The 26,460-nt window shown below is 54.7% G+C and carries 24 protein-coding genes; 11 read left to right on the top strand and 13 right to left on the bottom strand.

Going from position 1 to position 26,460, the window contains the following annotated elements; translation table 11 throughout:
* Positions 1-218 precede the first annotated feature (218 nt).
* The 7 genes from ACXKZD_RS03690 to tkt all read right to left on the bottom strand — a co-directional run bounded on the left by ACXKZD_RS03690 (position 219) and on the right by tkt (position 8,633).
* On the bottom strand, positions 219-941 hold the full coding sequence (locus ACXKZD_RS03690; RefSeq protein ID WP_064690347.1) for an oxidative stress defense protein: 723 nt from the start codon (positions 939-941) through the stop codon (positions 219-221).
* A 143-nt stretch (positions 942-1,084) separates the two neighbouring features.
* Positions 1,085-1,708, bottom strand: coding sequence for an arginine exporter ArgO (gene argO / locus ACXKZD_RS03685; protein ID WP_010671062.1), 624 nt, complete (start codon positions 1,706-1,708; stop codon positions 1,085-1,087).
* 124 nt (positions 1,709-1,832) lie between these two features.
* Positions 1,833-2,714 (bottom strand): small-conductance mechanosensitive channel MscS, encoded by an 882-nt coding sequence (mscS, locus tag ACXKZD_RS03680; RefSeq protein WP_132499415.1) that lies wholly within the window; start codon positions 2,712-2,714, stop codon positions 1,833-1,835.
* A gap of 190 nt (positions 2,715-2,904) precedes the next feature.
* The gene (gene fbaA / locus ACXKZD_RS03675; RefSeq protein WP_336999222.1) at positions 2,905-3,984 is read right to left on the bottom strand and encodes a class II fructose-bisphosphate aldolase; all 1,080 of its coding nucleotides are present in this window, start codon (positions 3,982-3,984) and stop codon (positions 2,905-2,907) included.
* Between the two features lie 105 nt (positions 3,985-4,089).
* The gene (gene pgk, locus ACXKZD_RS03670; RefSeq protein WP_010248837.1) at positions 4,090-5,253 is read right to left on the bottom strand and encodes a phosphoglycerate kinase; all 1,164 of its coding nucleotides are present in this window, start codon (positions 5,251-5,253) and stop codon (positions 4,090-4,092) included.
* Between the two features lie 51 nt (positions 5,254-5,304).
* The gene (epd, locus tag ACXKZD_RS03665) at positions 5,305-6,324 is read right to left on the bottom strand and encodes an erythrose-4-phosphate dehydrogenase (RefSeq protein ID WP_488981873.1); all 1,020 of its coding nucleotides are present in this window, start codon (positions 6,322-6,324) and stop codon (positions 5,305-5,307) included.
* A gap of 314 nt (positions 6,325-6,638) precedes the next feature.
* Positions 6,639-8,633: a transketolase gene (gene tkt / locus ACXKZD_RS03660; protein WP_022623841.1), complete on the bottom strand. Its 1,995-nt coding sequence runs from the start codon at positions 8,631-8,633 to the stop codon at positions 6,639-6,641.
* 271 nt (positions 8,634-8,904) lie between these two features.
* Here tkt and loiP point away from each other — a divergent pair, with 271 nt between their 5' ends.
* Complete coding sequence (loiP, locus tag ACXKZD_RS03655) at positions 8,905-9,660, top strand: metalloprotease LoiP (protein ID WP_010671064.1); 756 nt, start codon at positions 8,905-8,907, stop codon at positions 9,658-9,660.
* A 55-nt stretch (positions 9,661-9,715) separates the two neighbouring features.
* Here the strand turns inward: loiP and ACXKZD_RS03650 are convergent, their stop codons facing one another.
* The 3 genes from ACXKZD_RS03650 to speA form a co-directional block, all read right to left on the bottom strand.
* Positions 9,716-10,126, bottom strand: a complete 411-nt coding sequence (locus tag ACXKZD_RS03650; protein WP_010248845.1) for a YidB family protein — start codon at positions 10,124-10,126, stop codon at positions 9,716-9,718.
* Between the two features lie 196 nt (positions 10,127-10,322).
* Entirely contained in the window at positions 10,323-11,243 is a 921-nt protein-coding gene (speB, locus tag ACXKZD_RS03645) for an agmatinase (RefSeq protein ID WP_010248847.1), read from the bottom strand.
* A 169-nt stretch (positions 11,244-11,412) separates the two neighbouring features.
* Positions 11,413-13,389 (bottom strand): biosynthetic arginine decarboxylase, encoded by a 1,977-nt coding sequence (gene speA, locus ACXKZD_RS03640; RefSeq protein ID WP_010248849.1) that lies wholly within the window; start codon positions 13,387-13,389, stop codon positions 11,413-11,415.
* Between the two features lie 843 nt (positions 13,390-14,232).
* On the opposite strand from speA, the gene metK reads away from it, so the two are divergent.
* Together metK and ACXKZD_RS03630 are read left to right on the top strand one after the other, a co-directional pair.
* Entirely contained in the window at positions 14,233-15,384 is a 1,152-nt protein-coding gene (gene metK, locus ACXKZD_RS03635; RefSeq protein ID WP_010248851.1) for a methionine adenosyltransferase, read from the top strand.
* Positions 15,385-15,918: 534 nt separating this feature from the next.
* Positions 15,919-17,316, top strand: coding sequence for a sugar porter family MFS transporter (locus tag ACXKZD_RS03630; RefSeq protein WP_010248855.1), 1,398 nt, complete (start codon positions 15,919-15,921; stop codon positions 17,314-17,316).
* A gap of 81 nt (positions 17,317-17,397) precedes the next feature.
* Here the strand turns inward: ACXKZD_RS03630 and ACXKZD_RS03625 are convergent, their stop codons facing one another.
* The gene (locus tag ACXKZD_RS03625; RefSeq protein ID WP_488981872.1) at positions 17,398-18,630 is read right to left on the bottom strand and encodes an O-antigen ligase family protein; all 1,233 of its coding nucleotides are present in this window, start codon (positions 18,628-18,630) and stop codon (positions 17,398-17,400) included.
* A 25-nt stretch (positions 18,631-18,655) separates the two neighbouring features.
* Complete coding sequence (locus ACXKZD_RS03620) at positions 18,656-19,804, bottom strand: glycosyltransferase (RefSeq protein WP_187513957.1); 1,149 nt, start codon at positions 19,802-19,804, stop codon at positions 18,656-18,658.
* Between the two features lie 141 nt (positions 19,805-19,945).
* Here ACXKZD_RS03620 and ACXKZD_RS03615 point away from each other — a divergent pair, with 141 nt between their 5' ends.
* From ACXKZD_RS03615 to ruvX, 6 genes are all read left to right on the top strand, one after another.
* Complete coding sequence (locus tag ACXKZD_RS03615; protein WP_010671067.1) at positions 19,946-20,458, top strand: SprT family zinc-dependent metalloprotease; 513 nt, start codon at positions 19,946-19,948, stop codon at positions 20,456-20,458.
* 76 nt (positions 20,459-20,534) lie between these two features.
* Positions 20,535-21,239: a deoxyribonuclease I gene (gene endA, locus ACXKZD_RS03610; protein ID WP_031594098.1), complete on the top strand. Its 705-nt coding sequence runs from the start codon at positions 20,535-20,537 to the stop codon at positions 21,237-21,239.
* Positions 21,240-21,309: 70 nt separating this feature from the next.
* Positions 21,310-22,041 (top strand): 16S rRNA (uracil(1498)-N(3))-methyltransferase, encoded by a 732-nt coding sequence (gene rsmE, locus ACXKZD_RS03605; protein WP_010248866.1) that lies wholly within the window; start codon positions 21,310-21,312, stop codon positions 22,039-22,041.
* Between the two features lie 106 nt (positions 22,042-22,147).
* Entirely contained in the window at positions 22,148-23,092 is a 945-nt protein-coding gene (gshB, locus tag ACXKZD_RS03600) for a glutathione synthase (protein WP_010248868.1), read from the top strand.
* Between the two features lie 87 nt (positions 23,093-23,179).
* Positions 23,180-23,743 carry a YqgE/AlgH family protein gene (locus ACXKZD_RS03595; protein WP_010248870.1) on the top strand — a complete coding sequence of 188 codons (564 nt, stop codon included), beginning with the start codon at positions 23,180-23,182 and terminating at the stop codon, positions 23,741-23,743.
* Positions 23,743-24,162, top strand: coding sequence for a Holliday junction resolvase RuvX (gene ruvX / locus ACXKZD_RS03590; protein WP_003853387.1), 420 nt, complete (start codon positions 23,743-23,745; stop codon positions 24,160-24,162). Before ACXKZD_RS03595 ends, ruvX begins: the two co-directional genes overlap by 1 nt.
* Positions 24,163-24,167: 5 nt before the next feature.
* Here the strand turns inward: ruvX and ACXKZD_RS03585 are convergent, their stop codons facing one another.
* On the bottom strand, positions 24,168-25,163 hold the full coding sequence (locus ACXKZD_RS03585; RefSeq protein ID WP_488981871.1) for a type IV pilus twitching motility protein PilT: 996 nt from the start codon (positions 25,161-25,163) through the stop codon (positions 24,168-24,170).
* Between the two features lie 14 nt (positions 25,164-25,177).
* Between ACXKZD_RS03585 and ACXKZD_RS03580 the strand changes: the two genes are divergently transcribed.
* Entirely contained in the window at positions 25,178-25,885 is a 708-nt protein-coding gene (locus ACXKZD_RS03580; protein WP_010671071.1) for a YggS family pyridoxal phosphate-dependent enzyme, read from the top strand.
* A 12-nt stretch (positions 25,886-25,897) separates the two neighbouring features.
* Entirely contained in the window at positions 25,898-26,452 is a 555-nt protein-coding gene (locus ACXKZD_RS03575; protein WP_010248879.1) for a YggT family protein, read from the top strand.
* Positions 26,453-26,460 lie beyond the last annotated feature (8 nt).

The following is a 26,460-nucleotide window of genomic DNA, read 5'->3' as shown; positions in this document are numbered from 1 at the left end:
CAAATTATGCCCCGAACGGCTGTAAGGATGGATTGGCTCAGGGAACAAGGTCAGATCGGAAAGGCGCTTAAGCCAATCCCTGGCCGCTCGGCCCGCGCCGTCCATGGCGCGGGACGCTTTCCTCCTCTGACCATGTTCCCTTCGCTTTGAATTTATTCATTGCGGTCAGATCCTGAGATTCATCGGCAGTCTTAACGGGGCATCAGCCCCGTTTTGCACTATGGCGTATTGGGCTTGATCTCAAACACCACATCAACCTGATCGTCAAAGTTGATGCTTTGCTGATCGTAGGTCTCCTGCGCCGAGGTATCTGCCGCTGCAGCCGCTTTATACATACGGTTCATCGGCATCGGCTGATAGTTAGCGACCTGATAACGAATGCTGTAGATCGATCCCAGCTTCGCGTTAAAGCCTTCAGCCAGCTGTGATGCCTGCTGCGTCGCATTTTTAATCGCTGCTTTACGCGCCTGCTCTTTGTAACTCTCCGGATTTGCCACGCCTAACTCGACGCTACGCACCTCATTCAGACCGGACTTCAGCGCCCCGTCCAGCAGATCATTCAGCTTGTCCAGCTGACGCAGGGTTACCTGCACCTGACGCACCGCACGGTAGCCTTTCAGGACGGATTTACCCTCTTTGGTGTAATCGTACTCAGGCTGGGTGCTCAGGTTTGCCGCATCAATATCTTTCTTCTCAATGCCGTTTTTCTGCAGAAAATCGAAATATTGTGCAACCCGGCTATCCGCCTGCTTTTTCGCATCTGCGGCATCTTTTGACGACACGTTCACCACGATAGAGAGCGTGGCGATATCGGGACGGGCATCGACCGTTGCCTTGCCTGAGGTCACCACGTGTGGCCCGTTCGGTAACTCATCAGCGTATACGCCAGGCAATGCCCCGGCGCTCATGATTGCGGCCAGAGCCAATGCTTTCAGTTTCATGAAAGTCCTCCTTGAAAAGGTACTATGACGGCTTCCAACCGGCGAAGCCCAACAGCGCATCGGTATGCGCCATGCTTTGAGTGGTCATTATGGCAAAAGTTCGGCCTCCGCGCGGCAATAACCGCACCGGATCGACGTTGGGATCAAAATCCGGCAATGCCCTGGCGCGCCAGTTGCAGGGCGATAAACCACATCACCGCGCCCACCAGCAGGTTAATGATGCGCTGGGCTTTGGCGGTGCGCAGGCGTGGTGACAGCCAGGCGGCCAGCAGCGCCAGACCAAAGAACCACAGGATCGACGCACTGATGGTGCCCAGCGCAAACCACTGACGCGCGGTGGTGGTCGGCAACTGACCGCCAAGACTGCCCAGTACCACAAAGGTATCGAGATAGACGTGCGGATTGAGCCAGGTCACTGCCAGCAGCGTCGCGATAATGCGTCCCCTGCTCTGCTTTAATGGCTCACCATCCGCCAGATCGGCGTCGCCGCGAAAAGCGCTACGCAGTGCGCCCCAGCCATACCACAACAGAAAGGCTACGCCCGCCCAGGTGATCACCATCAGCAGCAGTGGAGACTGGCTCAGCAAGGCACTGCCGCCAAAGATCCCACCGCAAATCAGCAGAATATCGCTCAGCGAGCAGAGGGCCGCCGTCATCAGATGATATTGACGCTTCACGCCCTGATTCATCACAAAAGCGTTCTGCGGGCCCAGCGGCAGAATCAGCGCGGCGCCCAGGGCAAGCCCCTGAAAATAGAGAGATAACACAGGATTATTTCCTCACATCGTTAGAGGAGGAGAAGTATAAAGAGAGAGGATGATTAGCGGAAATTGAAAGAATTAATCTGCGATTAGCAAAATGAATGGGCGACAGACGCCGCCCACTGAAAAATTACTGTGGCTGAACCTGGGTTGCTTCTGCTTCAGGCGTCGGCATCTGATGCAGATGCACATCCATCTGCGGATAAGGAATACCAATCCCTTTTCCATCCAGCGCACGCTTAAAGTTCTTCAGCAGATCCCAGTAAACGTCCTGCAGGTCGCCGCTGTTGCTCCAGCAACGCACCACAAAGTTCATTGAGGAGGCTGCCAGTTCGTTAAGACCGATCTGGATACCTTTATCTTTCAGCACGCGGCTATCCGCTTCTACAACCTGTTGCAGTAAGGCGATCACTTCATCCACATCCGCCTCGTAAGCCACGCCAATGATAAATTCATTACGGCGAACCGGTTCACGCGAGAAGTTGACGATGTTCCCGCTGATGATCTTGCCGTTTGGCACCACCACGATTTTGCCGTCTGCCGTTCTCAGCGTGGTGGAGAAAATCTGCACATGCAGCACGGTTCCCATAACGCCGCCCAGATCGACGAACTCGCCGGTGCGAAACGGACGGAAAGTGACCAGCAGAACGCCTGCAGCAAGGTTAGAGAGTGACCCCTGCAGCGCCAGACCCACGGCCAGACCCGCAGCACCCAGCACGGCAATCACCGAGGCGGTCTGCACACCGATGCGTCCCAGCGCTGCGATAACGGTGAAGGCGATAACCCCATAACGCACCAGTGCGGAGAGGAAGTCCGCCACGGTAGCGTCTATGTGACGGGCGCGCAGCAGGCGATTTACGGCATTAGAAATGATACGGGCGATAATCATCCCGATAATAATGATGGCAATAGCTGCAACGATATTTACGGCATAGCTGATGATCAGCGCCTGATTGCGAACCAGCCAGTTACCTGCGTTGTTTAAGCCGTCGACGACGTGTAACTCTTCCATTAATAAGCCCTGTTGTTAGATTCCCACCGGGAATGAAAAAACTGCCAGATGACATCCGACACCCTGCCATCAAGGGTAATCAATTATCTCCTTAAGCGCCAAACCGACCGGCGTTTAACCCTGTTTTTCCAGAAATTGTGCATAAAAAAAGGCCCTTTCGGGCCTTTTTTGTACGGTAACGACTCGTCAGTTACAGCACGTCGACAGCGTTAAGCTCTTTGAAAGCCTGCTCCAGACGCACTACCATAGAGGCCTGGGCTGAACGCAGCCAGACGCGTGGGTCGTAGTATTTTTTGTTTGGCTTGTCAGCGCCTTCCGGGTTACCCAGCTGCGACTGCAGATAGCCCTCGTTCTTTTTGTAGTACTGCAGGATGCCGTCCCAGGTTGCCCATTGGGTATCGGTATCGATGTTCATCTTGATCACGCCGTAGCTGATAGACTCTTCGATTTCTGCAGCAGAAGAACCTGAACCGCCGTGGAAAACGAAGTCCAGCGCGTTGTGCGGCAGGCCATGTTTTTCACACACATATTTCTGCGAATCGCGCAGAATGGTTGGGGTCAGTTTCACGTTGCCTGGCTTGTAAACGCCGTGTACGTTACCGAATGAAGCCGCAATGGTGAAGCGCGGGCTGATAGCATTCAGTTTTTCGTACGCGTAGTTCACATCTTCTGGCTGGGTGTAGAGTGCAGATGCGTCCATGTGGCTGTTATCAACGCCATCTTCTTCACCACCGGTGCAGCCCAGTTCGATTTCCAGCGTCATGTCGAGTTTCGCCATGCGCGACAGATATTTGCTGCTGATCTCGATGTTCTCTTCCAGTGACTCTTCTGACAGGTCGATCATGTGAGAAGAGAAGAGTGGCTTACCGTTTTTCTGGAAGTACTCTTCACCTGCGTCCAGCAGACCGTCGATCCATGGCAGCAGTTTCTTGGCACAGTGGTCAGTGTGCAGGATAACCGGCACGCCATACTGCTCAGCCATCAGGTGAACATGGTGCGCACCCGCGATAGCGCCGAAAATTGCCGCGCCCTGTGGTTTGTCAGTCTTGAAGCCTTTACCCGCGATAAATGCAGCACCGCCGTTAGAGAACTGGATGATGATTGGCGCTTTAACTTTCGCCGCTGCTTCCAGTGCCGCATTGATGGAGTCAGTTCCGACGCAGTTTACGGCTGGCAGTGCGAATTTGTTCTCTTTCGCAACTTTGAAGATCTTCTGTACGTCATCACCAGTGACAACGCCGGGTTTTACGAAATCAAAAATTTTAGACATGATTGTGTCCTGTTTCGTGACCGTTGTTCCCCTTGAGGAACGTCGATTTAAACGCCCAGACGGGCAAGACTTCAGGCGATGCCGCCAGGCATCGCCCCCAAAGGATTACTGCTTCGCACGCTCTTCCAGCATGGCAACTGCAGGCAGTTTTTTGCCTTCCACGAACTCAAGGAACGCGCCGCCGCCGGTAGAGATGTAGGAAATTTTGTCTTCGATGCCGAACAGGTCGATAGCCGCTAAGGTATCGCCGCCGCCTGCAACAGAGAAGGCATCGCTGTCTGCAATGGCGTTAGCCACGATCTCGGTGCCTTTACGGAAATTAGGGAACTCAAACACGCCCACCGGGCCGTTCCACAGGATGGTTTTAGCATCCTTCAGGATGGCAGCCATCGCCTGTGCGGTTTCATCACCAAAGTCCATAATCTCTTCGTTATCCGCAACTTCCGAAACCTTTTTCACGGTAGCGGTCGCAGTTTCAGAGAATTCTGTGCCGACGCGTGAATCAGTTGGAACCGGAATACCGTGCTGATCGCGCAGGCCTTTAGCCGCTTCAACGAAGTCTGGCTCATACAGAGATTTGCCGACGTTGTTGTCGATAGCGACGAAGGTGTTGGCAATGCCGCCGCCCACAATCACGGTGTCCGCGATTTTGACCAGAGATTGCAGCACGTCAAATTTGGTAGAGACTTTAGAACCCCCTACCACAGCCACCAGCGGACGCTCCGGGTTGCTCATGACTTTACCCAGCGCTTCCAGTTCTGCAGAGAGCAGCGGGCCAGCACAGGCGATAGGGGCAAATTTGCCGACGCCGTGGGTCGAAGCCTGTGCGCGGTGCGCGGTACCAAAGGCGTCCATCACAAAGACGTCGCACAGAGCAGCATATTTTTTAGACAGTGCTTCGTCATCTTTCTTTTCGCCTTTGTTAAAGCGAACGTTTTCCAGCACAACCAGTTCGCCAGCGCCGACTTCAACGCCATCGAGGTAATCTTTTGCCAGGGTCACGGTGGTGCCGCTAAGCTTGTCTTTCAGGTAGTTAACTACCGGCAGCAGCGAGAACTCTTCATTGTATTCACCTTCGGTCGGACGACCCAGGTGAGAGGTAACCATTACTTTCGCGCCCTGTTTCAACGCCGCTTCAATGGTTGGCAGAGAAGCACGGATACGTGCATCAGACGTCACTTTACCTTCTTTAACCGGTACGTTCAGATCGGCACGGATCAGAACGCGTTTACCAGCCAGATCCAGATCGGTCATCTTAATTACAGACATGGTGAATCCTCTCGTTGATTCTCATAAGTTTTGCCAGACGCATACCGCGTCTTACCTGAAACCGCTTGCGGCCATCGCTAACGTCGTGTCGAGCATTCGGTTAGCAAAGCCCCATTCGTTGTCACACCAGACCAGGGTCTTGATAAGGTGTTGACCGCTGACCCGCGTTTGTGTTCCGTCCACAATGGCACTGTGCGGATCATGGTTAAAATCTACTGAGACTAACGGTAATTCCGTATAGTCAACTATACCACGAAATGTCCCTTCTGCCGCGCTTCGCAACAGGGTGTTAACTTCACACGCCTTCACCGCCTGATGCACAGAAACGCTGAGATCAATGGCCGTCACGTTAATCGTCGGGACGCGAACGGCTATCGCCTCGAAGCGATCGTTGAATTTCGGAAAAATACGGGTAATGCCTGCCGCCAGGCGAGTGTCCACCGGGATGATCGACTGACTGGCTGCACGCGTACGGCGCAGATCGCTGTGATAGGCGTCGATCACCTGCTGATCGTGCATCGCCGAGTGGATCGTGGTGACGGTGCCGGATTCGATACCAAACGCATCATCCAGCAGTTTAATCACCGGGATAATGCAGTTAGTGGTACAGGAAGCGTTGGAGACGATGCGGTCACTGGCGGTGAGTAACTGCTGGTTAACGCCATACACCACTGTGGCGTCGAGATCGTTTCCGCCGGGATGAGAGAAGAGCACTTTTTTGGCGCCAGCCTGAAGATGCGCTTCGCCATCAGCGCGTGAGCCATAGACGCCGGTGCAGTCCAGCACCACATCCACGTCGAGTTCACGCCACGGCAGATCGGCAATGGCTGCACGGTGCAAAATGCGCAGGGTATCGCCACCCACCCACATTACATCGCGCTCCTGGCGGACATCGAAAGCAAAACGGCCATGGCTGGTATCGTATTTCAGCAGATGCGCCATACCGGTAGCTTCTGCCAGCTCGTTAATCGCGACCACGGTGATCTCTGCACGTCGGCCCGTTTCATACAGCGCGCGCAGGACGTTGCGTCCAATCCGGCCAAAACCATTTATCGCTACCCGTACCGTCATTTCTCTCCTGCCACGTCAGACTGAAAAAAACGTGCCGTTAGCCTGAGCGTTTCACTGCATTTTGTACAGGAGATTCTTACCCGGCATTGTCCGAAACCAGGGCGATTTGCCTGGCGACTGAAACGGTTCAGCTACAATAATAGAAGGAAGGAATAACAGGAATGATTGTGATCAATCTGACTGCTTAAATTTGGATCTGCGTCACAAATTAAGGCAAAAGGCGGTTATTACTGCAGGAATAAAAAAATAAAAGGGACGAAAATCTCGTCCCTCTGTTTTTACAACCGGGCGGAAACAGGCCCGCCTGACCGGTTTTACGCCAGCAGCGCTTTCGCTTTCGCGACGACGTTGTCGACGGTAAAGCCAAACAGTTCGAACAGCTGATCGGCAGGTGCAGATTCGCCGAAGCTGGTCATGCCCACGATAGCGCCGTTCAGGCCGGTATATTTGAACCAGTAATCAGCGATGCCCGCTTCGATTGCGACGCGTGCGCTGACCGCTTTTGGCAGCACGGATTCACGGTAATCATCACTCTGCTTGTCGAAGGCATCCGTTGATGGCATAGAGACCACGCGCACTTTGCGGCCTTCGCTGGTGAGTTTGTCCCAGGCACCGACAGCCAGTTCAACTTCGGAACCGGTGGCGATCAGGATCAGCTCAGGCGTGCCATCGCAATCTTTCAGCACGTAACCGCCGCGCGCTACGTTAGCCAGCTGAGCAGTGTCACGCTCCTGCTGCGCCAGGTTCTGACGGGAGAAGATCAGCGCAGTCGGGCCATCTTTACGCTCAATGGCATATTTCCACGCCACCGCGGATTCAACCTGGTCACATGGACGCCACAGGCTCATGTTTGGCGTGGTGCGCAGGCTCGCCATCTGTTCAACCGGCTGGTGCGTCGGGCCATCTTCGCCCAGACCGATAGAGTCGTGGGTGTAGACCATGATCTGACGGATCTTCATCAGTGCCGCCATACGCGCTGCGTTACGCGCATATTCAACAAACATCAGGAAGGTCGCGGTGTAAGGCAGGAAGCCGCCATGCAGCGCCAGGCCATTGGCGATTGCGGTCATACCGAACTCACGCACGCCGTAGTGGATGTAGTTACCCGCAGCATCTTCGTTGATCGGCTTAGAGCCAGACCAGATTGTCAGGTTGCTGGGTGCCAGATCGGCTGAGCCGCCCAGGTATTCCGGCAGAATTTTACCGAAAGCTTCAATAGCATTCTGTGAGGCTTTACGGCTGGCGATCTTCGCCGGGTTCGCCTGCAGCTGCTCAACGAACTTCTGCGACTCTTCCTGCCAGTTAGCTGGCAGTTCGTTGCTGACGCGGCGTTTAAACTCGGCAGCCAGTTCAGGATGAGCCTGTGCGTAAGCGGCGAATTTCTCATTCCATGCAGACTCTTTCGCCTGGCCCGCTTCTTTCGCGTCCCACTCAGCGTAGATATCAGAAGGAATAACGAACGGCGCGTGGGTCCAGCCCAGCTGTTTGCGGGTCAGTGCCACTTCATCATCACCCAGCGGTGCGCCGTGTGAATCATGGGTACCGGCTTTGTTCGGTGAACCAAAACCGATAACGGTTTTGCACATCAGTAGTGAAGGCTTGTCGCTGACGCTTTTCGCTTCCTCGATCGCTTTCGCAATCGCATCCGCATCGTGACCATCGACGCCGCGCACCACGTGCCAGCCATAAGCTTCAAAGCGCTTAGCGGTGTCGTCGGTGAACCAGCCATCAATGTGACCATCGATAGAGATACCGTTGTCATCATAAAACGCCACCAGTTTGCCCAGCTTCAGGGTACCGGCCAGTGAGCAGACTTCGTGCGAGATACCTTCCATCATGCAGCCATCACCCATGAAGACATAGGTGTTGTGGTCTACGATGTCATGACCCGGACGGTTGAACTGTGCTGCCAGCGTGCGCTCAGCAATGGCAAAACCTACTGCGTTAGCGATGCCCTGCCCCAGCGGACCGGTAGTGGTTTCAACGCCCACGGTGTAGCCATATTCCGGGTGACCTGGAGTTTTTGAGTGCAGCTGACGGAAGTTTTCCAGTTCGCTCAGGGGTAGATCGTAGCCGGTCAGGTGCAACAGGCTATAGATCAGCATTGAGCCGTGACCGTTAGAGAGCACGAAACGGTCGCGGTCAGCCCACAGCGGGTTGGTTGGGTTGTGGTTCAGGTAGCCGCGCCAGAGTACTTCAGCGATGTCCGCCATGCCCATTGGGGCACCCGGATGTCCCGATTTCGCTTTCTGTACTGCATCCATACTTAACGCACGAATGGCGTTGGCAAGCTCTTTACGAGAGGGCATTTTCTACTCCAGGTCGGATTAATGCTTCGCACCTTAACTTATTGTTATTAATGAGTTACCGGGCAAAACAAGGAAAAAGTTGCCCATCAATGTACATGAGAAACGGGGCAAAAGTACATGCTGTAAAACGCTAAATGCAGCCGCTTCGTATGGCTTTTCCAGCCATATCTGCTAGCAAAGTGCAGACTGGCACGCTATAACCAAATCGTTTATTCACCTGTCTGAGTTTCAGGTGTTTGTTTTTCTTACCTTGTTATGAATGGGATACAGCATGAAAATCAAAAAAATGGTGTTAGCGCTTGGACTGACGACGCTGCTGAGTGGCTGTCAGGGTTTAGACAATAATGCGCTGATGCAGTCGGGCGCGCAGGCGTATCAGGCTTATACCCTCAGCGACGATCAGGTAAAGCAGCTGAGCGATAAATCCTGTGAGCAGATGGACAAAGATAATCAGATTGCGCCTGCTAACAGTGATTATCAGCAGCGTCTGAACAAGATCGCGGCGGCGCTGGGCGATAACATCAACGGCGTACCGGCTAACTACAAGGTTTATCAGACCAAAGATGTCAACGCCTGGGCGATGGCAAACGGCTGTATTCGTGTTTACAGCGGTCTGATGGATATGATGACTGACAATGAAGTGGAAGGCGTACTGGGTCATGAGATGGGCCACGTCGCGTTAGGTCATACGCGCAAGGCGATGCAACTGGCATATGCCACAACTGCGGCCCGCACCGCAGCCGCCTCGGTTGGCGGCGTGATTGGTTCACTGTCGCAGTCGCAGCTGGGTGAAATGGGTGAAAAACTGGTGAATGCGCAGTTCTCCCAGACGCAGGAATCACAGGCGGATGACTACTCCTACGACCTGATGAAGAAGCGCAATATCGATCCAATGGGCCTGGCCACCAGCTTTGAAAAGCTGGCGAAGATGGAACAGGGACGTCAGAGTTCGATGTTTGACTCGCATCCCGCCTCTGAAGCGCGCGCAGCGCATATTCGTGAGCGAATTGCTGCCGACGGCAAGTAATTCCGCCGCTGAGCGCGCATGCATCCGGCGTGCGCGCTTAGCCGTGCGAAGTCCGCTAGCGCTTAAATATCTGATCCACCATCGAGCCCAGATCCAGCTTATTGTCATGCAGCGCCTGTTCATCCATGTGTCCCTGCGGCGACATTTTATCAATCAGCTGCGGCAATAGCGCAGCCAGCGTACCCGATGCCCCTTTCACATCGGTGCCGAGTTTGTCGGCCAGTGACTGCAGTTCATCCTGACCAAAAGCAGACTGAATCTCACTGTGGCCAACCGGATGGTTATCGCCGGTGCCGATCCAGGAACCAAACACCTCACCCAGCCCGCCCTGCTGGAATTTTTGCAGCAGCACTTCAATACCGCCCTGCTCCTGCACCCAATGCCAGACAGCCTGTAACTGTCCCGGCGGATGCCCTTCACTCTGGTTGCCATCCAGTGCGCCAGCCAGTTCATCAAGAAAGCCCATGATTATCTCCACTACGCCATTTTTACGCTGTAAGTTTAGTTGCAGATAGGGGTTCTCGCCTGACGGTTACCCGTCGGGGTCAGAAGGGAATCGATCGGATCCGGCAAAGAGAGGAACATCACAGCAGCGGCGTCCGCCCGACGGACAGGACGCCGCGTTCAGCGCCTGCCGGACTGAAGCCGGCAGGCAGCAGGCATCAGCCTTTGTTCACAGCCTGAACATGCAGCATATCCAGCGCCAGCGTAGCCGCTGCCAGTGCCGTTAAATCAGCATGATCGTAACCCGGTGCGACTTCCACCAGATCCATGCCGACAATGTTCATGCCCTGCAGGCCACGGATCAGCTTGGTCGCTTTATCGGTGGTCAGGCCGCCAATCACCGGCGTGCCGGTGCCAGGTGCATGTGCCGGATCCAGACAGTCGATATCGAAGGTCAGATAGACCGGCAGATCGCCGACGGTGCGTTTCACTTCGGCGAGAATATCATCAACGCTGCGGTCGTTGACCTGCGCCGCATCCAGCACGTTGAAGCCCAGGCTCTTGTCGAATTCGGTGCGGATACCAATCTGCACTGAGTGCTGCGGATCGATCAGACCCTCTTTCGGCGCGGTAAAGAACATGGTGCCGTGGTCGAAGGTCGGGCCGTTGGAGTAGGTGTCGGTATGCGCATCAAAGTGCACCAGCGCCATCTTGCCGAAGTGTTTTGCATGGGCGCGCAGCAGTGGCAGTGTGACATAGTGGTCGCCGCCAAAGGTCATCATGCGCTTGCCATTGGCCAGCAGTTTTTCAGCATGGGCCTGCAATTTGTCGGAGAGATCCTGCGAATCACCGAAGGCGTAAACCAGATCGCCGCAATCGACGACGTTCAGACGCTGACGCAGGTCGAAATCCCACGGCCAGCGGCAGCCTTCCCAGGCCAGATTGGTGGAGATCTGGCGAATCGCGCCCGGACCCAGGCGGCTGCCCGGACGACCCGAGGTCGCGGCATCAAACGGCACGCCGGTGATAACCCACTCGGCGTCGCTGTCGTAAGGCTGAAAATTCAGCGGAAAACGCATGAAACCAAAGGCGTTAGAAACCAGGGAGTTGTCGTACTGATTGCCAAGCGTGTTATACATAATTGCTCTCTCTATGTGCGTAAGTCGGGCCAGCCCGCAAACCATTAAGGTTGAGATGAAAAAAATCCCCTCCGCGTCGTTAGGCCCGACGAGGAAGGGATTGAGTGAATCAGATTATCGACATAGTTAACGGCAACTGCAATATGCGATTACCGGTCGCCATAATCGATTATTCATCTTCTAAATAGGTATAGCCGTAGAGGCCGCTCTCGAACTCTTCCAGGAACTGCGCGCGCAGCTCTTCGTCGAGATCGGATGCCTGAACCTGATTGCGGAACAGCGCCATCAGCTCGTTAGGATCAAGCTGCACGTAACGCAGCATGTCCGCCACGGTGTCGCCTTCATCGGAGAGCTGCACTTCCACATCGCCATTTTCGCGTGCATAGACATCCACCGCTTCGGTGTCACCAAACAGGTTATGCATGTTGCCCAGAATTTCCTGATAAGCGCCCACCATAAAGAAGCCCAGCATGGGTGGGTTATCAAGGTCATATTCCGGCATCGGCATGGTCGTCGCGATACCGTCGCCATCCACGTAGTGATCGATGGTGCCATCGGAGTCACAGGTGATGTCGAGCAGCACGGCACGGCGCTCCGGCTTCTTGTTCAGGCCTTCCAGCGGCAGTACCGGGAACAGCTGATCGATACCCCACGCATCCGGCATTGACTGGAACAGCGAGAAGTTAACGTAGATCTTATCCGCCATCCGCTCCTGCAGTTCGTCGATGATTGGACGGTGTGCACGGTTGCTCGGATCGAGATGCTGCTGAATATAGTGGCAGATGCTCAGATAGAGCTGCTCAGCCCATGAACGCTGCTTGAGATCGTAGGTGCCTGACGAGTAGCCGGTATGGATATCAAACAGATCCATCTGGCTGTCATGCAGCCATTCACGAAGCGAGCGGCGGGTACTTGGCTCGTGCATCTCCTGCCAGGTTTCCCACATGCTGAGGATCGGGCGCGGCGCATCCGCATCCGGCGTTTCAGGTTCGCTGAACTCGTTGCGCTCCACCCCAATGATGTTGGAGACCAGTACCGTGTGGTGCGCGGTTACCGCACGGCCCGACTCGGTGATCACCGTCGGATGCTCCAGACCGTGCTCATCACAGGCAGCACCAATCGCCCAGATTACGTTGTTGGCGTACTCATTCAGGCCGTAGTTGACCGAGCAGTCAGACTGCGAGCGCGTTCCTTCGTAATCGACGCCCAGACCGCCGCCGACGTCGAAACATTTGATGTTGACGCCCAGCTTGGCCAGTTCGACATAGAAGCGCGCCGACTCACGCACGCCGGTGGCGATATCGCGGATGTTGGACATCTGCGAGCCCAGATGGAAATGCAGCAGCTGCAGGCTGTCGATACGACCCGCTTCGCGCATGATCTCAACCAGTTTCAGCACCTGGGTGGCTGACAGGCCAAACTTCGACTTTTCGCCGCCGCTCGACTGCCATTTACCGGAGCCCTGCGAAGCCAGACGCGCACGGATACCAAGACGCGGCACCACGTTCAGACGCTCTGCTTCTTCCAGCACCAGCCGCACTTCGGTCATCTTCTCCAGCACCAGATAGACCTTGTGGCCCATCTTCTCGCCGATCAGCGCCAGACGAATATATTCGCGATCTTTATAGCCGTTACAGACGATCACCGAACGGGTCTGACCGGCGTGCGCCAGCACCGCCATCAGCTCGGCTTTTGAGCCCGCTTCCAGTCCCAGCGGTTCGCCGGAGTGGATCAGTGACTCAATCACGCGTTTGTGCTGGTTAACTTTAATCGGGTAAACCAGGAAGTAGTCGCCTTTGTAACCGTAGGATTCACGCGCACGTTTAAAGGCGGCGTTAATGGAACGCAGACGGTGTTGCAGGATCTGCGGGAAGCAGAATAAAGCAGGCAGACGCTGGCCCTGCGCTTCGCGCTCTTTGACCAGACGAGCTAAATCGACGCGCACATCAGGACGATCCGGATCGGGACAGACACTGATGTGGCCCAGTTCGTTAACGTCGTAATAGTTGTTGCCCCACCAGGCGATGTTGTACGTACGCAACATTTTGCTCGCATCCTGATCGTTCATTGCCACCTCCTGCATGGAGCGGAGTGTACCCTGTTCGCCAGCTGACGAACCTTTGATATTCTTCATGTCGTCAGACATCGCGAACCTCAATTTTCCGTTGAAAGATGAAACTGTTAACCGGCTTTATGGCCGCTAATCTGAAAACCTGTTGCCACATTAAACGCAATGTCCTGTTCACCTGACGTTGCCGTCAGCGCGATTCACGCATGAGAGTTAAGTGTAAAACACCCGGGCCATCTCCGTTTAAACAGAGAACATTTAACTGATCTGTATTGACCATGGATAACCTGCGTCGTTCCGCTGCGCGAGCGCAGAGAAGAGACAAAACCGATCGAGCAGAGATAAAGATTAGCCTGCGCCTGTGTCGGTAAAATTACCGCATCGGACATCGCGTCGGCAGGAAAGAGAAACAGATGGGAGGCAGGAGAGAGCCAGCGCAGCGCCGCAGCGCAGAGAACCGGAAGAAGAAAAAGCGTGGTTCATTACTTGTATCACCTCCGCATATGCCAGGGGCACATGGAAAACAACCTGGGTGAAAGCCAGACCAGAGTCTGACAGGCGCGACGCAAACAGTGGCGTCATCCTTGCTGCTGCTATCAAAGCAGCGGCGTTTTATACAGTTTACAGCCGTAAAATGCAAAAATATTATCGGGGAATTGCGTGTAGCGTCAGCAAATTATGCCGATAACAGAGACAGGTTAAAGGCTGAAACAGAAAAAGGGCTGGTAATTGGTTTACCCTCTATCCTAAAATAGCCGTCCAGATGGTTTTCCATCTAAACAGGTTACTATCCAGGCGGTGTTGGCCTGCTGTGCTGACACAACCTCACTGCTCGCGGCTTTGCCTGAAGGGGCGTCAGGTCAGACCACCTCACTGGCGCTATGCAGTCGTACTCAAACCATATTTAAGGTAAAGAACAGAATGGCTAAACACCTTTTTACGTCCGAGTCTGTATCAGAAGGACATCCCGATAAAATCGCCGACCAGATCTCCGATGCTGTGCTGGATGCGATCCTTGAACAGGATCCTAAAGCGCGCGTGGCCTGCGAAACCTACGTTAAAACCGGTATGGTGCTGGTTGGCGGTGAAATCACCACCAGCGCCTGGGTTGATATCGAAGAGATCACCCGTAAAACCGTACGTGAAATCGGCTATGTCCATTCCGATATGGGCTTTGACGCCAACTCCTGCGCGGTATTAAGCGCGATTGGTAAACAGTCTCAGGATATCAATCAGGGCGTTGACCGTACCGATCCGCTTGAACAGGGCGCGGGCGACCAGGGCCTGATGTTCGGCTATGCCACCAACGAAACAGACGTGCTGATGCCTGCGCCGGTGACCTATGCGCACCGTCTGGTACAGCGTCAGGCTGAAGTGCGTAAAAATGGCACCCTGCCGTGGCTGCGTCCGGATGCCAAGAGCCAGGTCACTTTCCAGTATGACGATGGCAAAATCGTGGGCATCGATGCAGTTGTGCTCTCTACCCAGCACGCTGAATCCATCAGCCAGAAAGATCTGCAGGAAGCGGTGATGGAAGAGATCATCAAGCCGGTTCTGCCCGCAGAGTGGCTGAGCGCCTCGACCAAATATCACATCAACCCAACCGGTCGCTTTGTGATCGGCGGCCCGATGGGCGATTGCGGTCTGACCGGTCGTAAAATCATCGTAGACACCTACGGCGGCATGGCGCGTCATGGTGGCGGTGCGTTCTCGGGTAAAGATCCATCTAAAGTTGACCGCTCTGCAGCCTATGCGGCACGTTACGTGGCGAAAAACATCGTAGCGGCCGGCCTGGCTGACCGTTGTGAAATCCAGGTCTCCTACGCTATCGGCGTGGCTGAACCCACTTCTATCATGGTGGAAACCTTCGGCACCGAGAAAATCTCTACCGAACAGTTGACGCTGCTGGTGCGCGAGTTCTTCGACCTGCGTCCATATGGTCTGATCCAGATGCTGGATCTGCTGCACCCAATCTATAAAGAGACCGCAGCTTACGGTCACTTTGGTCGTGAACATTTCCCATGGGAAAAAACCGACAAAGCTGCCCTGCTGCGTGAAGCGGCTGGCCTGTAAGGTTACCGACTGCAGATAAAAACCCTGCCACTGCGGCAGGGTTTTTTATTGCCTTTTCAGCCCCATTGCTAACCGGAGCAATTTTGCTCCCGCTACCCTTCTGAACAACAGGCCAGCGCAATTTCTGGTGAGCGCGTGACGACAAAAAAAACGCATCTGCCCGACATCTTCTTCTCTCTGCAGCAAATTTTCAGTTCTCAGCTACACTTCTTTTCGCTTTTTCTGACGACTAAATGTTAACGATTACAAATTGAAATGCTTTGTTTATCCGATATTTAGGAATTAACGCACGTAGTTATTCTGCTGAAAATGCGTTATTTTCAGCGTCGTCTGATAGCCAGTAAATAGAGCATTGTCAGAAACTTAATGAGTGCTATACCTCACTGGTTAATTAATCTTTCCGGGAAAAATATGCTGAATTTCAGGGTTTCAGCGTGTGTAAGCGATTACACTGATGTGATCAGGCTCACTTTTTTCCCGCAAAAGGTTTTTTAACATTGATAAAAACAATGATGGATAAACCTGGAGGCTAAAATGCCTGGCAATACACACAAAAGCAGAACTTCAAATAAGGCGATGACCTTATTTGTCTGCTTTCTGGCGGCCCTTGCGGGTCTGCTGTTCGGTCTGGATATCGGCGTTATCGCCGGTGCTCTGCCGTTTATCGCAAAGGACTTTAACGTCACCCCTCATCAGCAGGAGTGGATCGTCAGTTCCATGATGTTTGGTGCGGCGGTCGGTGCTATCGGCAGCGGCTGGATGTCATCCCGCCTGGGCCGTAAAAAAAGCCTGATGGCCGGTGCGATTCTGTTCGTTATCGGTTCACTCTGGTCGGCGATGTCGCCAAACCCGGAAATGCTGATCAGCGCCCGCGTTCTCCTGGGTCTGGCAGTCGGTATCGCCTCTTATACCGCCCCGCTTTATCTTTCTGAGATCGCTCCGGAAAAAATTCGCGGCAGTATGATTTCGCTTTATCAGCTGATGATCACCATCGGTATTCTTGGTGCTTACCTGTCCGATACGGCGTTCAGCTTTACCGGCAACTGGCGCTGGATGCTGGGCATCATCACTATTCCGGCACTGTTGCTGCTGGTCGGCGTTTTCTTCCTGCCAAACAGCCCACGCTGGCTGGCGGCGCGAGGCAACTTCCGCGATGCACAACGCGTACTGGATCGTCTGCGTGACACCAGCGAGCAGGCAAAACGTGAGCTGGAAGAGATCCGTGAAAGCCTGAAGATCAAACAGTCTGGCTGGGGTCTGTTCACCAGCAGCAGCCACTTCCGTCGTGCGGTCTATCTCGGCATCCTGCTGCAGGTGATGCAGCAGTTTACCGGCATGAACGTCATCATGTACTACGCGCCAAAAATCTTTGAAATCGCGGGCTTTACCAACACCACCCAGCAGATGTGGGGCACGGTGATTGTGGGTCTGGTTAACGTACTGGCGACCTTTATTGCCATTGGTCTGGTGGATCGCTGGGGTCGTAAACCTACCCTGATTCTGGGCTTTATGGTGATGGCAGCCGGTATGGGCGTTCTGGGTACGATGCTGCACTTCGGCATTCACTCGCCGGGCGCGCAGTACTTTGCGGTAGGTATGCTGCTGATGTTCATCATCGGTTTTGCGATGTCAGCCGGTCCGTTGATCTGGGTACTCTGTTCCGAAATTCAGCCGCTGAAAGGCCGCGATTTCGGTATCACTGTCTCCACCACCACCAACTGGATCGCGAACATGATCGTAGGTGCGACCTTCCTGACGATGCTGAATACGCTGGGCAATGCGAACACCTTCTGGGTCTACGCACTGCTTAACCTGTTCTTCATTCTGCTGACGGTGATGCTGATCCCTGAGACCAAAAACGTCTCGCTGGAACACATCGAACGTAACCTGATGGCAGGTAAAAAACTGCGCGACATCGGTTCACGCGACTAACTTTACCCGGTAAAAAACGCGGTAAAAAAAACGGCGGGGTTTCCAGAGAAACCCCGCCGTTTTTATTTGTTCAACGCCCCACTACGCTGTGGTTACCCGCGTTACCGGCAGGGGCCGCCGTATGCAGCAGAGCGCCAGTGCCATAATGAAAATGGTCGCGGTCTGATTATAGGGCAGCACCGAATCGGTCAGTCCGGTGGTAAATAGCGCCACCATCGGCAGCGCCACGCCGCGCAGATCACACTTCTTCATCCAGCCCGCCAGCACAGTCAGATAGAGCAGCGCCAGCGACGCCGTACCCAGCCAGCCCTGCAATGACGTCACCTCGAGGAACTCGTTGTGCATGTTGTATTTAACGTTGGTGAAGCCTTCAACATTGAGAGGATAGTGCGCAGTGATGAACTGACGCGCCTCAGTGGTGCGCGCATCCGGCGTCGCAAAACCGCCATGGTGCTCAATAAAGTTGACCGCCCCGCCCCAGATGGCGACACGTGCGCCCAGCGAGGTCGAACTGTTTGAACCAAAGTTCTCAATATCCTGCACCCCCTCCACCCAGCGGTTGCTGGTCATCAGAATCAGTACCGCCATTACGCCCACCAGCAGAGCGCTAATCCGCCAGTTGGTCAGCAGCGACAGCCGGTAGGTCTGCACCAGGAACAGCAGCCCCACGGCAATCAGCGCAATCAGGGTCACACGGGTGCCGCACAGGTAGAGCAAGGCAAAGGTCACTGCCAGCACAGCGATATCGGCAACCTTCCAGTAAGCGTGCGTCTCATAGCGGCTTAGCCACAGCCAGGCACAGTAGATAAACAGAATCATGTAAGAAGACATGGAGGCGGCTTCGGTGGTGAGCTTGATGCGGATATTCTCAGTGTAGAGATGCTCGTGGATACCAAAGCCCAGCGTAATCAGCAGGCCAAGAAGGATGAGCCCTTTACCGATGCGTAGCGTGGTCAGGGAGACACGATCCCCATAAACAGCCAGACTGAGCAGCACAAAGGCACCCATCAACAGCCGCTTCGCGCCCAGCAGATAGTTGCCCATATTAGTGATGGCATCGCCTGAGGGCGCGGTTTCGATCCCCTTCACGTGAATCGCCCAGAACAGACGAATCAGGGCAAAGATAATCAGCACAGCAAACAGGGCGATATAAAAACCGTTCTCTTTAAAGTCCACCCGCCTGCGCACCAGGCCATACAGCACGGACGCGATAGAGAGATAAGAGACCAGATAAAATATTTTTTGCGGCAGGCCGGTAACAAACATATTCAGTGACAGCGCCAGGCAGAGCGCAATAACTGAAAAATTAACCATTAACGTTAATCCATTGCGACTGATTTTATTCGTCATGCTTAACCTCAGTAAGGCGGTTAAACACACTCATCAGGTGCTTCATATAATTTTCCTCATAAAAACCGGTGATGCTCGCTTTAATAGCCTGATGATCGGGGAAGTGGAAATCCCCGCTCATAGCGTTGAGAATCGCGGCCAGCGCCATGCTGTCATGGGTGGGATAGAGCTGACCATTAATACCGTTCTGAATAATTTCCGCCGGGCCGCTGATGCAGTCGGATGAAACACAGTAGACGCCGCGCGACATCGCCTCCAGCAGGATCAGCGGGAAGCCTTCGAAGTTAGAGGTCATGACCAGGCAGGTGACCTGACTGATATGGCGGATGACATACTCCCAGGCATTCTCCTGCCAGCCATGCCAGGTGATGCGATCCTGAATGCCGAGTTGCGTCACGTAGTGCTGACATTGCGTCAGATCTTCCCCGTCACCCACTATCTCCAGCGTCCAGGGCGCATCCAACTGCTGCAGGGCATCAAACAGATCTTTAAGCTGTTTCTGCCGCTGATAATGGACGCGACCAATATAGAGAAACTTCAGCGCCTGGGGTCTGCCGATTACCGTGTCATTGCGTTTGATCGGGTTATAGATCACGTCAACGTCAGTGGCGCGTGCACCCAGTTCCACCAGCTGCTCTTTAATCTGATTACTGATCGCAAAATGGTGATCGGCCCGCAGCAGATAATGGGGACGATAACGTTCACGCGGAGGCAGGTGCATCCAGCTCGACAATACGATTTTACGTCCTGAAAGCGTGATTGCCCGGCGCGTCATCAGGCAGGGAATGGTGTTGAGGGTCAGGACATGATCGGGCTGATAACGACGAAAGAAGGCAGCCATTCTCAGCGTATGAATAAGATTTTTTATTTTCTTATTCCGCAGCGTGCAGACGCTCTCAGCCAGAACAGCATTGGCGGTCCAGGCGCGGGAGTGGCTCTCCTCTCCGCTGTTGATAATAAACAGCCCTGCTTCAGTACCGGGTTCCGCATTCAGGGCCTTAATCAACTGACCAGTCACATTTTCCATCCCACCACGACCGGCCATCAGATCCGTCACCAGCACAATCCGTTGTTTCCTGACGTTATCATTATTTTTCATTGGTTTATCCATGCCCTGTGCCGTTCGCTTTTCATCCATCCACTCTGCGGTGAATCTCATTAATAGAATATTCTAAAAAAGCCCATAACAATATTTAAACCAGAAATTTTCCCCCAGCCAGAACCACACTTGTCGCTGGCGACGTTGAGTTCCTGCGCGGCGGCGATTATTCTGAGCGCCATGAAAACGCCTCGTCTCCCCATTGCCCTGCAGCAGGCCGTAATGCGCTCGCTGCGCCAGTCGCTTGAACGTGCGAATCAGGCGCTGAAAACCCGTTATCCGGAACCGAAGCTGCTCTACCAGCAGCGTGGTACGGCGGCGGGCACCGCCTGGCTGGCGTCCTGGGAAATTCGCATCAATCCTGTGCTGCTGCTGGAAAACCAGCAGGCATTTATCGATGAAGTAGTGCCGCATGAGCTGGCGCATCTGCTGGTCTGGAAACAATTTGGTCGCGTTGCGCCGCACGGCAAAGAGTGGAAGTGGATGATGGAGCAGGTGCTGGGCGTTCCGGCACGGCGTACTCACCAGTTTGAGATCGCATCCGTGCGCAGCAACACCTTTGCTTACCGCTGTCAGTGCCAGCAGCATCAGCTGACCGTGCGCCGCCACAATCGTATACTGCGCAAAGAGAGTGAATATCGCTGCGTGCACTGTGGCAGCCTGCTGATCGCGGGTGAATTTGTCGCGTCCTGAGAAGAATCCCCATTCCGCCCTATTCCACATTCTGTTACCCTGCCGCCCTTTTTCGTACTGAGTAGAAATCTGGAATATGTCTCGCATACTAAGTCTGGCGGTTGCGCTGCTGTTTGCGCCCGCCGCTGACGCCCTTAACCTGAATAACTATCATCAAAATAACTTTCAGCAGGCCAAAACCTTTGCGGCGGCGATCAACGCCGATGCGCCGGGTTCTTTTTACTGTGGCTGTAAGATTCAGTGGCAGGGAAAAAAGGGGATTCCCGATCTCAACAGCTGTGGCTATCAGGTGCGCAAAAACGCCAATCGCGCCGCACGCATTGAGTGGGAACATGTGATGCCGGCCTGGGAGTTTGGTCATCAGCGCCAGTGCTGGCAGGATGGCGGTCGTAAAAACTGCAGCAAAGATCCCGACTACCGTCGCATCGAAACCGACCTGCACAACCTGCAGCCTGCGGTGGGTGAAGTGAATGGCGACCGTGGCAACTTCGCCTACAGTCAATGGAACGGCAGCGAGCAGCAGTACGGCCAGTGTGAGATGAAGATCGACTTTAAACTCAAACAGGCGGAGCCACCTGCGCGGGCGCGTGGTGCCATTGCCCGCACCTATTTCTATATGCGCGACCAGTATCATCTGCGTATTTCGCGCCAGCAGACGCAGCTGTTTACCGCCTGGAACAAGCTCTATCCCGTGACAATTTGGGAGTGCGAACGCGACCAGCGCATTGCAAAGGTTCAGGGCAATCACAATCCTTATGTGCAGCAGGCTTGCCAGCGCTAAAATCCCTGCCCTACACTAGCTCTTTTTCCAATGACGCCGCTGCAGCGCGGCGTCCGGTCTCAGGAACCTTATGCGCATACCTCGCATCTATCACGCCGGTCCATTAAGCATCGGCAGTGAAATTACCCTGGATGAAGATGCATCCAATCATGTGGGCCGGGTGCTCCGGATGACGGCAGGTCAGCGTCTGGAACTCTTTGATGGCACTAATCTGACTTTTGCAGCAGAGATCACGCATGTAGATAAAAAGCGTGTAAAAGTATCGGTCACAGAGAGCCAGCCGGACGATCGCGAGTCACCGTTACATCTGCATTTAGGTCAGGTGATGTCGCGCGGTGAAAAAATGGAATTCACTATCCAGAAATCGATCGAACTGGGCGTGAATGTCATTACACCCTTGTTTTCCGAGCGCTGTGGCGTAAAGCTTGATGCTGAGCGTCTGGCGAAGAAGATCCAGCAGTGGCAGAAAATTGCTATTGCCGCCTGCGAGCAGTGCGGCCGTAATCGCGTGCCGGAGATTCGTGAAGCGATGACGCTGGAAGCCTGGTGTGCAGAAGCGGATAGCGGTCTGAAGCTTAATCTGCATCCGCGCGCCAGCCACAGCATCAACACGCTGCCCCAGCCTGTTGAGCGGGTAAGGTTGCTGATTGGCCCTGAAGGCGGTTTGTCTGCGGACGAGATTGCGATGACGGCGCAGCACGATTTTACTGACATTCTGCTTGGCCCACGGGTATTGCGAACCGAAACTACCGCGCTGACGGCCATTACGGCACTTCAGGTGAGGTTTGGCGACCTGGGTTAAGCGATACTTTCAGCGGAAAGAGAGCAGGCATGATGTCCTGACCGATCGGCCCACTGCAGACCGAACCAGACGAGGCGGTAAATGCCGCCTCACCGAGGAGATAATAATGATTAAACTTGGCATCGTGATGGACCCTATTTCGTCCATCAATATTAAAAAAGACTCCAGCTTCGCTATGCTGCTGGAAGCACAGCGCCGTGGTTATGAAATTCACTACATGGAGATGCACGATCTCTCACTGCGCGGTGGCGTGGCCTCGGCCCGCACCCGCCTGCTGACCGTCGAGCAGAACCCTGAGAACTGGTATCAGTTCGGCAGCGAGCAGGTGATCCCGCTGGCTGACCTGAATGTGGTGCTGATGCGCAAAGATCCGCCATTCGATACCGAGTTCATCTATGCGACCTACATTCTGGAGCGCGCTGAAGAGCTGGGTACGCTGATCGTGAACAAACCGCAGAGCCTGCGTGACTGTAACGAAAAGCTCTACACCGCCTGGTTTGCCGAGTTTACGCCTGACACTCTGGTGACCCGCAGCAAAGCGCAGCTGCGCGCTTTCTGGCAGGAGCATGGCGACATCATCATGAAGCCGCTGGATGGCATGGGTGGTGCGTCGATTTTCCGCGTGAAGAAAGATGATCCTAACTTTGGCGTGATTACCGAAACCCTGACCGAGCATGAGAGCCGTTTCTGCATGGCGCAGAATTATATTGCGGCGATCACCGAAGGTGACAAACGCGTGCTGGTCGTCGATGGCGAGCCGGTGCCTTACTGCCTGGCGCGTATCCCGCAGGGCGGTGAAACGCGTGGTAACCTCGCCGCCGGTGGTCGCGGTGAAGCGCGTCCGCTGAGTGAAAGCGACTGGGAAATCGCGCGCCGTGTTGGTCCGACGCTGAAAGCAAAAGGGCTGATTTTTGTCGGTCTGGACATCATCGGTGATAAACTGACTGAAGTTAACGTGACCAGCCCAACCTGCATTCGTGAAATTGAGGCTGCGTTCCCGATCTCCATCACCGGCATGTTGATGGATGCCATTGAGAAGCGCCTGGGCTGAGCATGACGCCGGGGCGAAGCTCCGTGATCAACCCAATACCGGTGCGGCCGTCGCGTGCCGGTTATTTTTTTGGTACATCGTGTGAGAATGAATTTACAACATCACTTTTTGATTGCCATGCCTTCATTGCAGGATCCTTTCTTCAAACGTTCCGTAGTCTATCTCTGCGAACATAACGAAGAGGGTGCAATGGGACTGATCATCAATAAACCCATGGAAAACCTGACGGTTGAAGGCATTCTGAAGAAGCTCAAAATCTCTGCTGACGATCGCGATCCGGCGATCAAGCTGGATAAACCGGTGTTTACCGGCGGCCCGCTGGCGGAAGATCGTGGCTTTATCCTGCACTCCGCGCAACGCACCTTTACCTCCAGTATTCGTGTTTCCGATAACACGATCATCACCACGTCCCGTGACGTGCTGGAGTCGATCGGTACGGCGTCTCAGCCCACTAACGTGCTGGTCGCGCTGGGTTACTGCGCCTGGGAAAAAGATCAGCTGGAGAATGAGCTGATGGAAAATGCCTGGCTAACCACCCCCGCTAACAGCAACATCCTGTTCCAGACGCCGATTTCAGAGCGCTGGCGCGAAGCGGCGCGCAGTATTGGCGTCGATATTCACAACATGGCCAGCGACGCCGGACACGCCTGATGTCAACTCAAACTCTGTTAGGATTCGACTTCGGCACCAAAAGTATTGGTGTCGCCGTAGGTCAGCAACTCACTGGCAGCGCCCGTCCGCTGACCGCCCTGAAAGCGCAGGATGGCATCCCGGACTGGCTGGTAATCGAAAAACTGCTGAAAGAGTGGCAGCCCGATTTTGTGGTGGTGGGATTACCGCTGAATATGGATGGCACCGAGCAGCCGCTGACCGATCGCGCACGTAAATTTGCCAACCGCCTGCACGGGCGCTTTGGCATCCGCGTGGAGCTGCAGGATGAACGACTCAGCACGGTAGAAGCGCGTGCTGGCCTGTTTGAACGCGGCGGCTATCGTGCGCTCAATAAAGGATCGGTCGACTCACAGTCTGCTGCCATCATTTTGCAGGACTGGTTCGAAAACCATTACTGACATCCTCACTCAATCAGTCCGGCTGCCTGACGCGCCAGCCTGCTCTGCTCAAACGTCTGCATACCGGCCTGTGCGCCGGTTTGTAACAGCGCAGGGATCTGGTGCATCTTGCCCTCTCTGATCAGATTGGTGATGCCAGGTGTGGCGATCAGTACCTCAAACAGTCCGATGCGCGAACCGGCAACTGACGGCACCAGCCGCTGTGCAATTACCGCTTTCAGGCTGCCCGCCAGCTGAGTACGCACCAGCTGTTTCTCCTCTGCCGGAAAGACATCAACCAGCCGATCCACCGCCTGCGCTGCGCCACGCGTGTGCAGCGTCGCCAGCACCAGATGGCCGGTCTCCGCAGCTGTCAGTGCCTGACGAATAGTCTCGCTGTCACGCAGTTCGCCCAGCAGTATAACGTCGGGATCTTCACGCAGTGCTGCCTTTACTCCCAGCGAGAACGAACCGCAGTGCAGGCCGATTTCACGCTGCTGTATCAGCGACTGCTGGCTGTGATGGATAAATTCAATCGGATCTTCCAGCGTGATGATATGCCGCGCCTGCTGGCAGTTCAGCGCATCGACCAGCGCCGCCAGCGTGGTTGATTTACCGCTGCCGGTCGCACCCGTCACCAGAATCAGCCCATCCTGCTGCTCCAGCAGCGTCGGGACAATGGCGGGCAGTTGCAGGCTCGCAAGCGTCGGGCATGCTGTGGCGATGATGCGCAGTGCCAGTGACAGGCCGTTGCGCTGCATAAAGAGATTGGCGCGCAGACGCTGACCATCGGCCAGACTCAGGGCGAAATCGAGCTGCCCTGCGCGCTCCAGCTCCTGACGCTGCGGGTCACTTAGCCAGCGGGCCATAAACTGCGCCATCCATGCACCAGAAAGCGGGCACTGCTGCGGCATCGCCTCCAGCCTTCCCTGCCGCCGCCAGTAGGGCAAATGTCCGCTGCAAAGGTGCAGATCGGCGGCATTATGCTTTACACTAAGCCCCACCATTTCATCCAGATTCATAATTTCTCCTGACTATGACCTCAATCCAGCAGAACCTACAGCAAGTGCGGCAGCGAATCGCTGCTGCTGCCGCGAGTTGCGGCCGCGCACCAGAAGAAATTACCCTGCTTGCAGTCAGTAAAACCAAACCTGCGAGCGCGGTCGAAGAAGCCTTTGCCGCTGGCCAGATTGCCTTTGGTGAAAATTACGTTCAGGAAGGGGTTGAAAAGGTCCAGGCACTGGCCGCACATCCTGAGCTGGAGTGGCACTTCATCGGCCCGCTGCAGTCCAATAAAAGCCGTCTGGTGGCGGAACATTTCGCCTGGTGTCACACCATTGACCGCCAGCGCATCGCGCAGCGGCTCAACGATCAGCGGCCTGCTTCGCTGCCACCGCTGAATGTGTTAATTCAGGTAAATATCAGTGACGAGAACAGCAAATCTGGCATCATGCTGGAGGCCGTTTCCGGGCTGGCGGAGCAGATCGCTGCCCTGCCGCAACTGCGGCTGCGCGGATTAATGGCGATTCCGGCAGCAGAGAGTGATTACGCGCGGCAGCTGGCGGTGTGTCAGCAGATGGCGGAAGCCTTCCGGCAGCTGCAACAGCACTATCCGCATGCAGACACGCTTTCGCTGGGAATGAGCGATGACATGGAGGCGGCAATCGCCGCAGGCAGTACGATGGTGCGTATCGGCACCGCCATTTTTGGCGCACGAGATTATGCGCACAACTCACAACAATAACAGAGGAACTTCATGTTAACACTGACGTTTTTAGTAAAAACGCTGATCGATCTCTACGTCATGGTGCTGCTGTTACGCATCTGGATGCAGTGGTCCCGCTGCGATTTTTACAATCCAGTGGCGCAGTTTGTCGTAAAAGTGACACAGCCGATTGTTAAGCCGCTGCGCCGTATACTGCCGGCACTGGGCCCGATAGATACCGCCTCACTGCTGCTGGCATTTGTGCTGACTACGCTGAAATACCCGATTTTATTGCTGATTCAGGTGGGCGTCTTCTCGGTCGACCCAACCAATCTGCTGGTCGGCCTGCTGTCGCTGGTTAAATCCGCCGGCTATCTGGTCTTCTGGGTGATTATTATTCGCTCCCTGATGAGCTGGATCAGCCAGGGCCGGGGTCCTGTCGACTATCTGCTGGTGCAGTTAACCGAGCCGATGATGGCACCTGTTCGCCGTATTCTGCCTGCGATGGGCGGTATCGACTTCTCAGCGATGATCGTCATCCTGGTGCTGTATGCCCTGAACTTTCTCGGCATGGACCTGTTCCCGGGTCTCTGGTATCTGCTGTAAATGAATCA

Source organism: Pantoea sp. ABR1s, assembly GCF_057812235.1.
The sequence above is the reverse complement of the archived record's forward strand: the minus strand, read 5'-3'. Positions and strand labels throughout refer to the sequence as shown.

Excerpts from the sequence above, each read along its gene's own strand:
- ACXKZD_RS03690 (WP_064690347.1), bottom strand. The coding sequence starts at position 941 with ATGAAACTGAAAGCATTGGCTCTGGCCGCAATCATGAGCGCCGGGGCA.
- mscS (WP_132499415.1), bottom strand. The coding sequence starts at position 2,714 with ATGGAAGAGTTACACGTCGTCGACGGCTTAAACAACGCAGGTAACTGG.
- fbaA (WP_336999222.1), bottom strand. The coding sequence starts at position 3,984 with ATGTCTAAAATTTTTGATTTCGTAAAACCCGGCGTTGTCACTGGTGAT.
- pgk (WP_010248837.1), bottom strand. The coding sequence starts at position 5,253 with ATGTCTGTAATTAAGATGACCGATCTGGATCTGGCTGGTAAACGCGTT.
- epd (WP_488981873.1), bottom strand. The coding sequence starts at position 6,324 with ATGACGGTACGGGTAGCGATAAATGGTTTTGGCCGGATTGGACGCAAC.
- tkt (WP_022623841.1), bottom strand. The coding sequence starts at position 8,633 with ATGCCCTCTCGTAAAGAGCTTGCCAACGCCATTCGTGCGTTAAGTATG.
- loiP (WP_010671064.1), top strand. The coding sequence starts at position 8,905 with ATGAAAATCAAAAAAATGGTGTTAGCGCTTGGACTGACGACGCTGCTG.
- ACXKZD_RS03650 (WP_010248845.1), bottom strand. The coding sequence starts at position 10,126 with ATGGGCTTTCTTGATGAACTGGCTGGCGCACTGGATGGCAACCAGAGT.
- speB (WP_010248847.1), bottom strand. The coding sequence starts at position 11,243 with ATGTATAACACGCTTGGCAATCAGTACGACAACTCCCTGGTTTCTAAC.
- speA (WP_010248849.1), bottom strand. The coding sequence starts at position 13,389 with ATGTCTGACGACATGAAGAATATCAAAGGTTCGTCAGCTGGCGAACAG.
- metK (WP_010248851.1), top strand. The coding sequence starts at position 14,233 with ATGGCTAAACACCTTTTTACGTCCGAGTCTGTATCAGAAGGACATCCC.
- ACXKZD_RS03630 (WP_010248855.1), top strand. The coding sequence starts at position 15,919 with ATGCCTGGCAATACACACAAAAGCAGAACTTCAAATAAGGCGATGACC.
- ACXKZD_RS03625 (WP_488981872.1), bottom strand. The coding sequence starts at position 18,630 with ATGGTTAATTTTTCAGTTATTGCGCTCTGCCTGGCGCTGTCACTGAAT.
- ACXKZD_RS03620 (WP_187513957.1), bottom strand. The coding sequence starts at position 19,804 with ATGGATGAAAAGCGAACGGCACAGGGCATGGATAAACCAATGAAAAAT.
- ACXKZD_RS03615 (WP_010671067.1), top strand. The coding sequence starts at position 19,946 with ATGAAAACGCCTCGTCTCCCCATTGCCCTGCAGCAGGCCGTAATGCGC.
- endA (WP_031594098.1), top strand. The coding sequence starts at position 20,535 with ATGTCTCGCATACTAAGTCTGGCGGTTGCGCTGCTGTTTGCGCCCGCC.
- rsmE (WP_010248866.1), top strand. The coding sequence starts at position 21,310 with ATGCGCATACCTCGCATCTATCACGCCGGTCCATTAAGCATCGGCAGT.
- gshB (WP_010248868.1), top strand. The coding sequence starts at position 22,148 with ATGATTAAACTTGGCATCGTGATGGACCCTATTTCGTCCATCAATATT.
- ACXKZD_RS03595 (WP_010248870.1), top strand. The coding sequence starts at position 23,180 with ATGAATTTACAACATCACTTTTTGATTGCCATGCCTTCATTGCAGGAT.
- ruvX (WP_003853387.1), top strand. The coding sequence starts at position 23,743 with ATGTCAACTCAAACTCTGTTAGGATTCGACTTCGGCACCAAAAGTATT.
- ACXKZD_RS03585 (WP_488981871.1), bottom strand. The coding sequence starts at position 25,163 with ATGAATCTGGATGAAATGGTGGGGCTTAGTGTAAAGCATAATGCCGCC.
- ACXKZD_RS03580 (WP_010671071.1), top strand. The coding sequence starts at position 25,178 with ATGACCTCAATCCAGCAGAACCTACAGCAAGTGCGGCAGCGAATCGCT.
- ACXKZD_RS03575 (WP_010248879.1), top strand. The coding sequence starts at position 25,898 with ATGTTAACACTGACGTTTTTAGTAAAAACGCTGATCGATCTCTACGTC.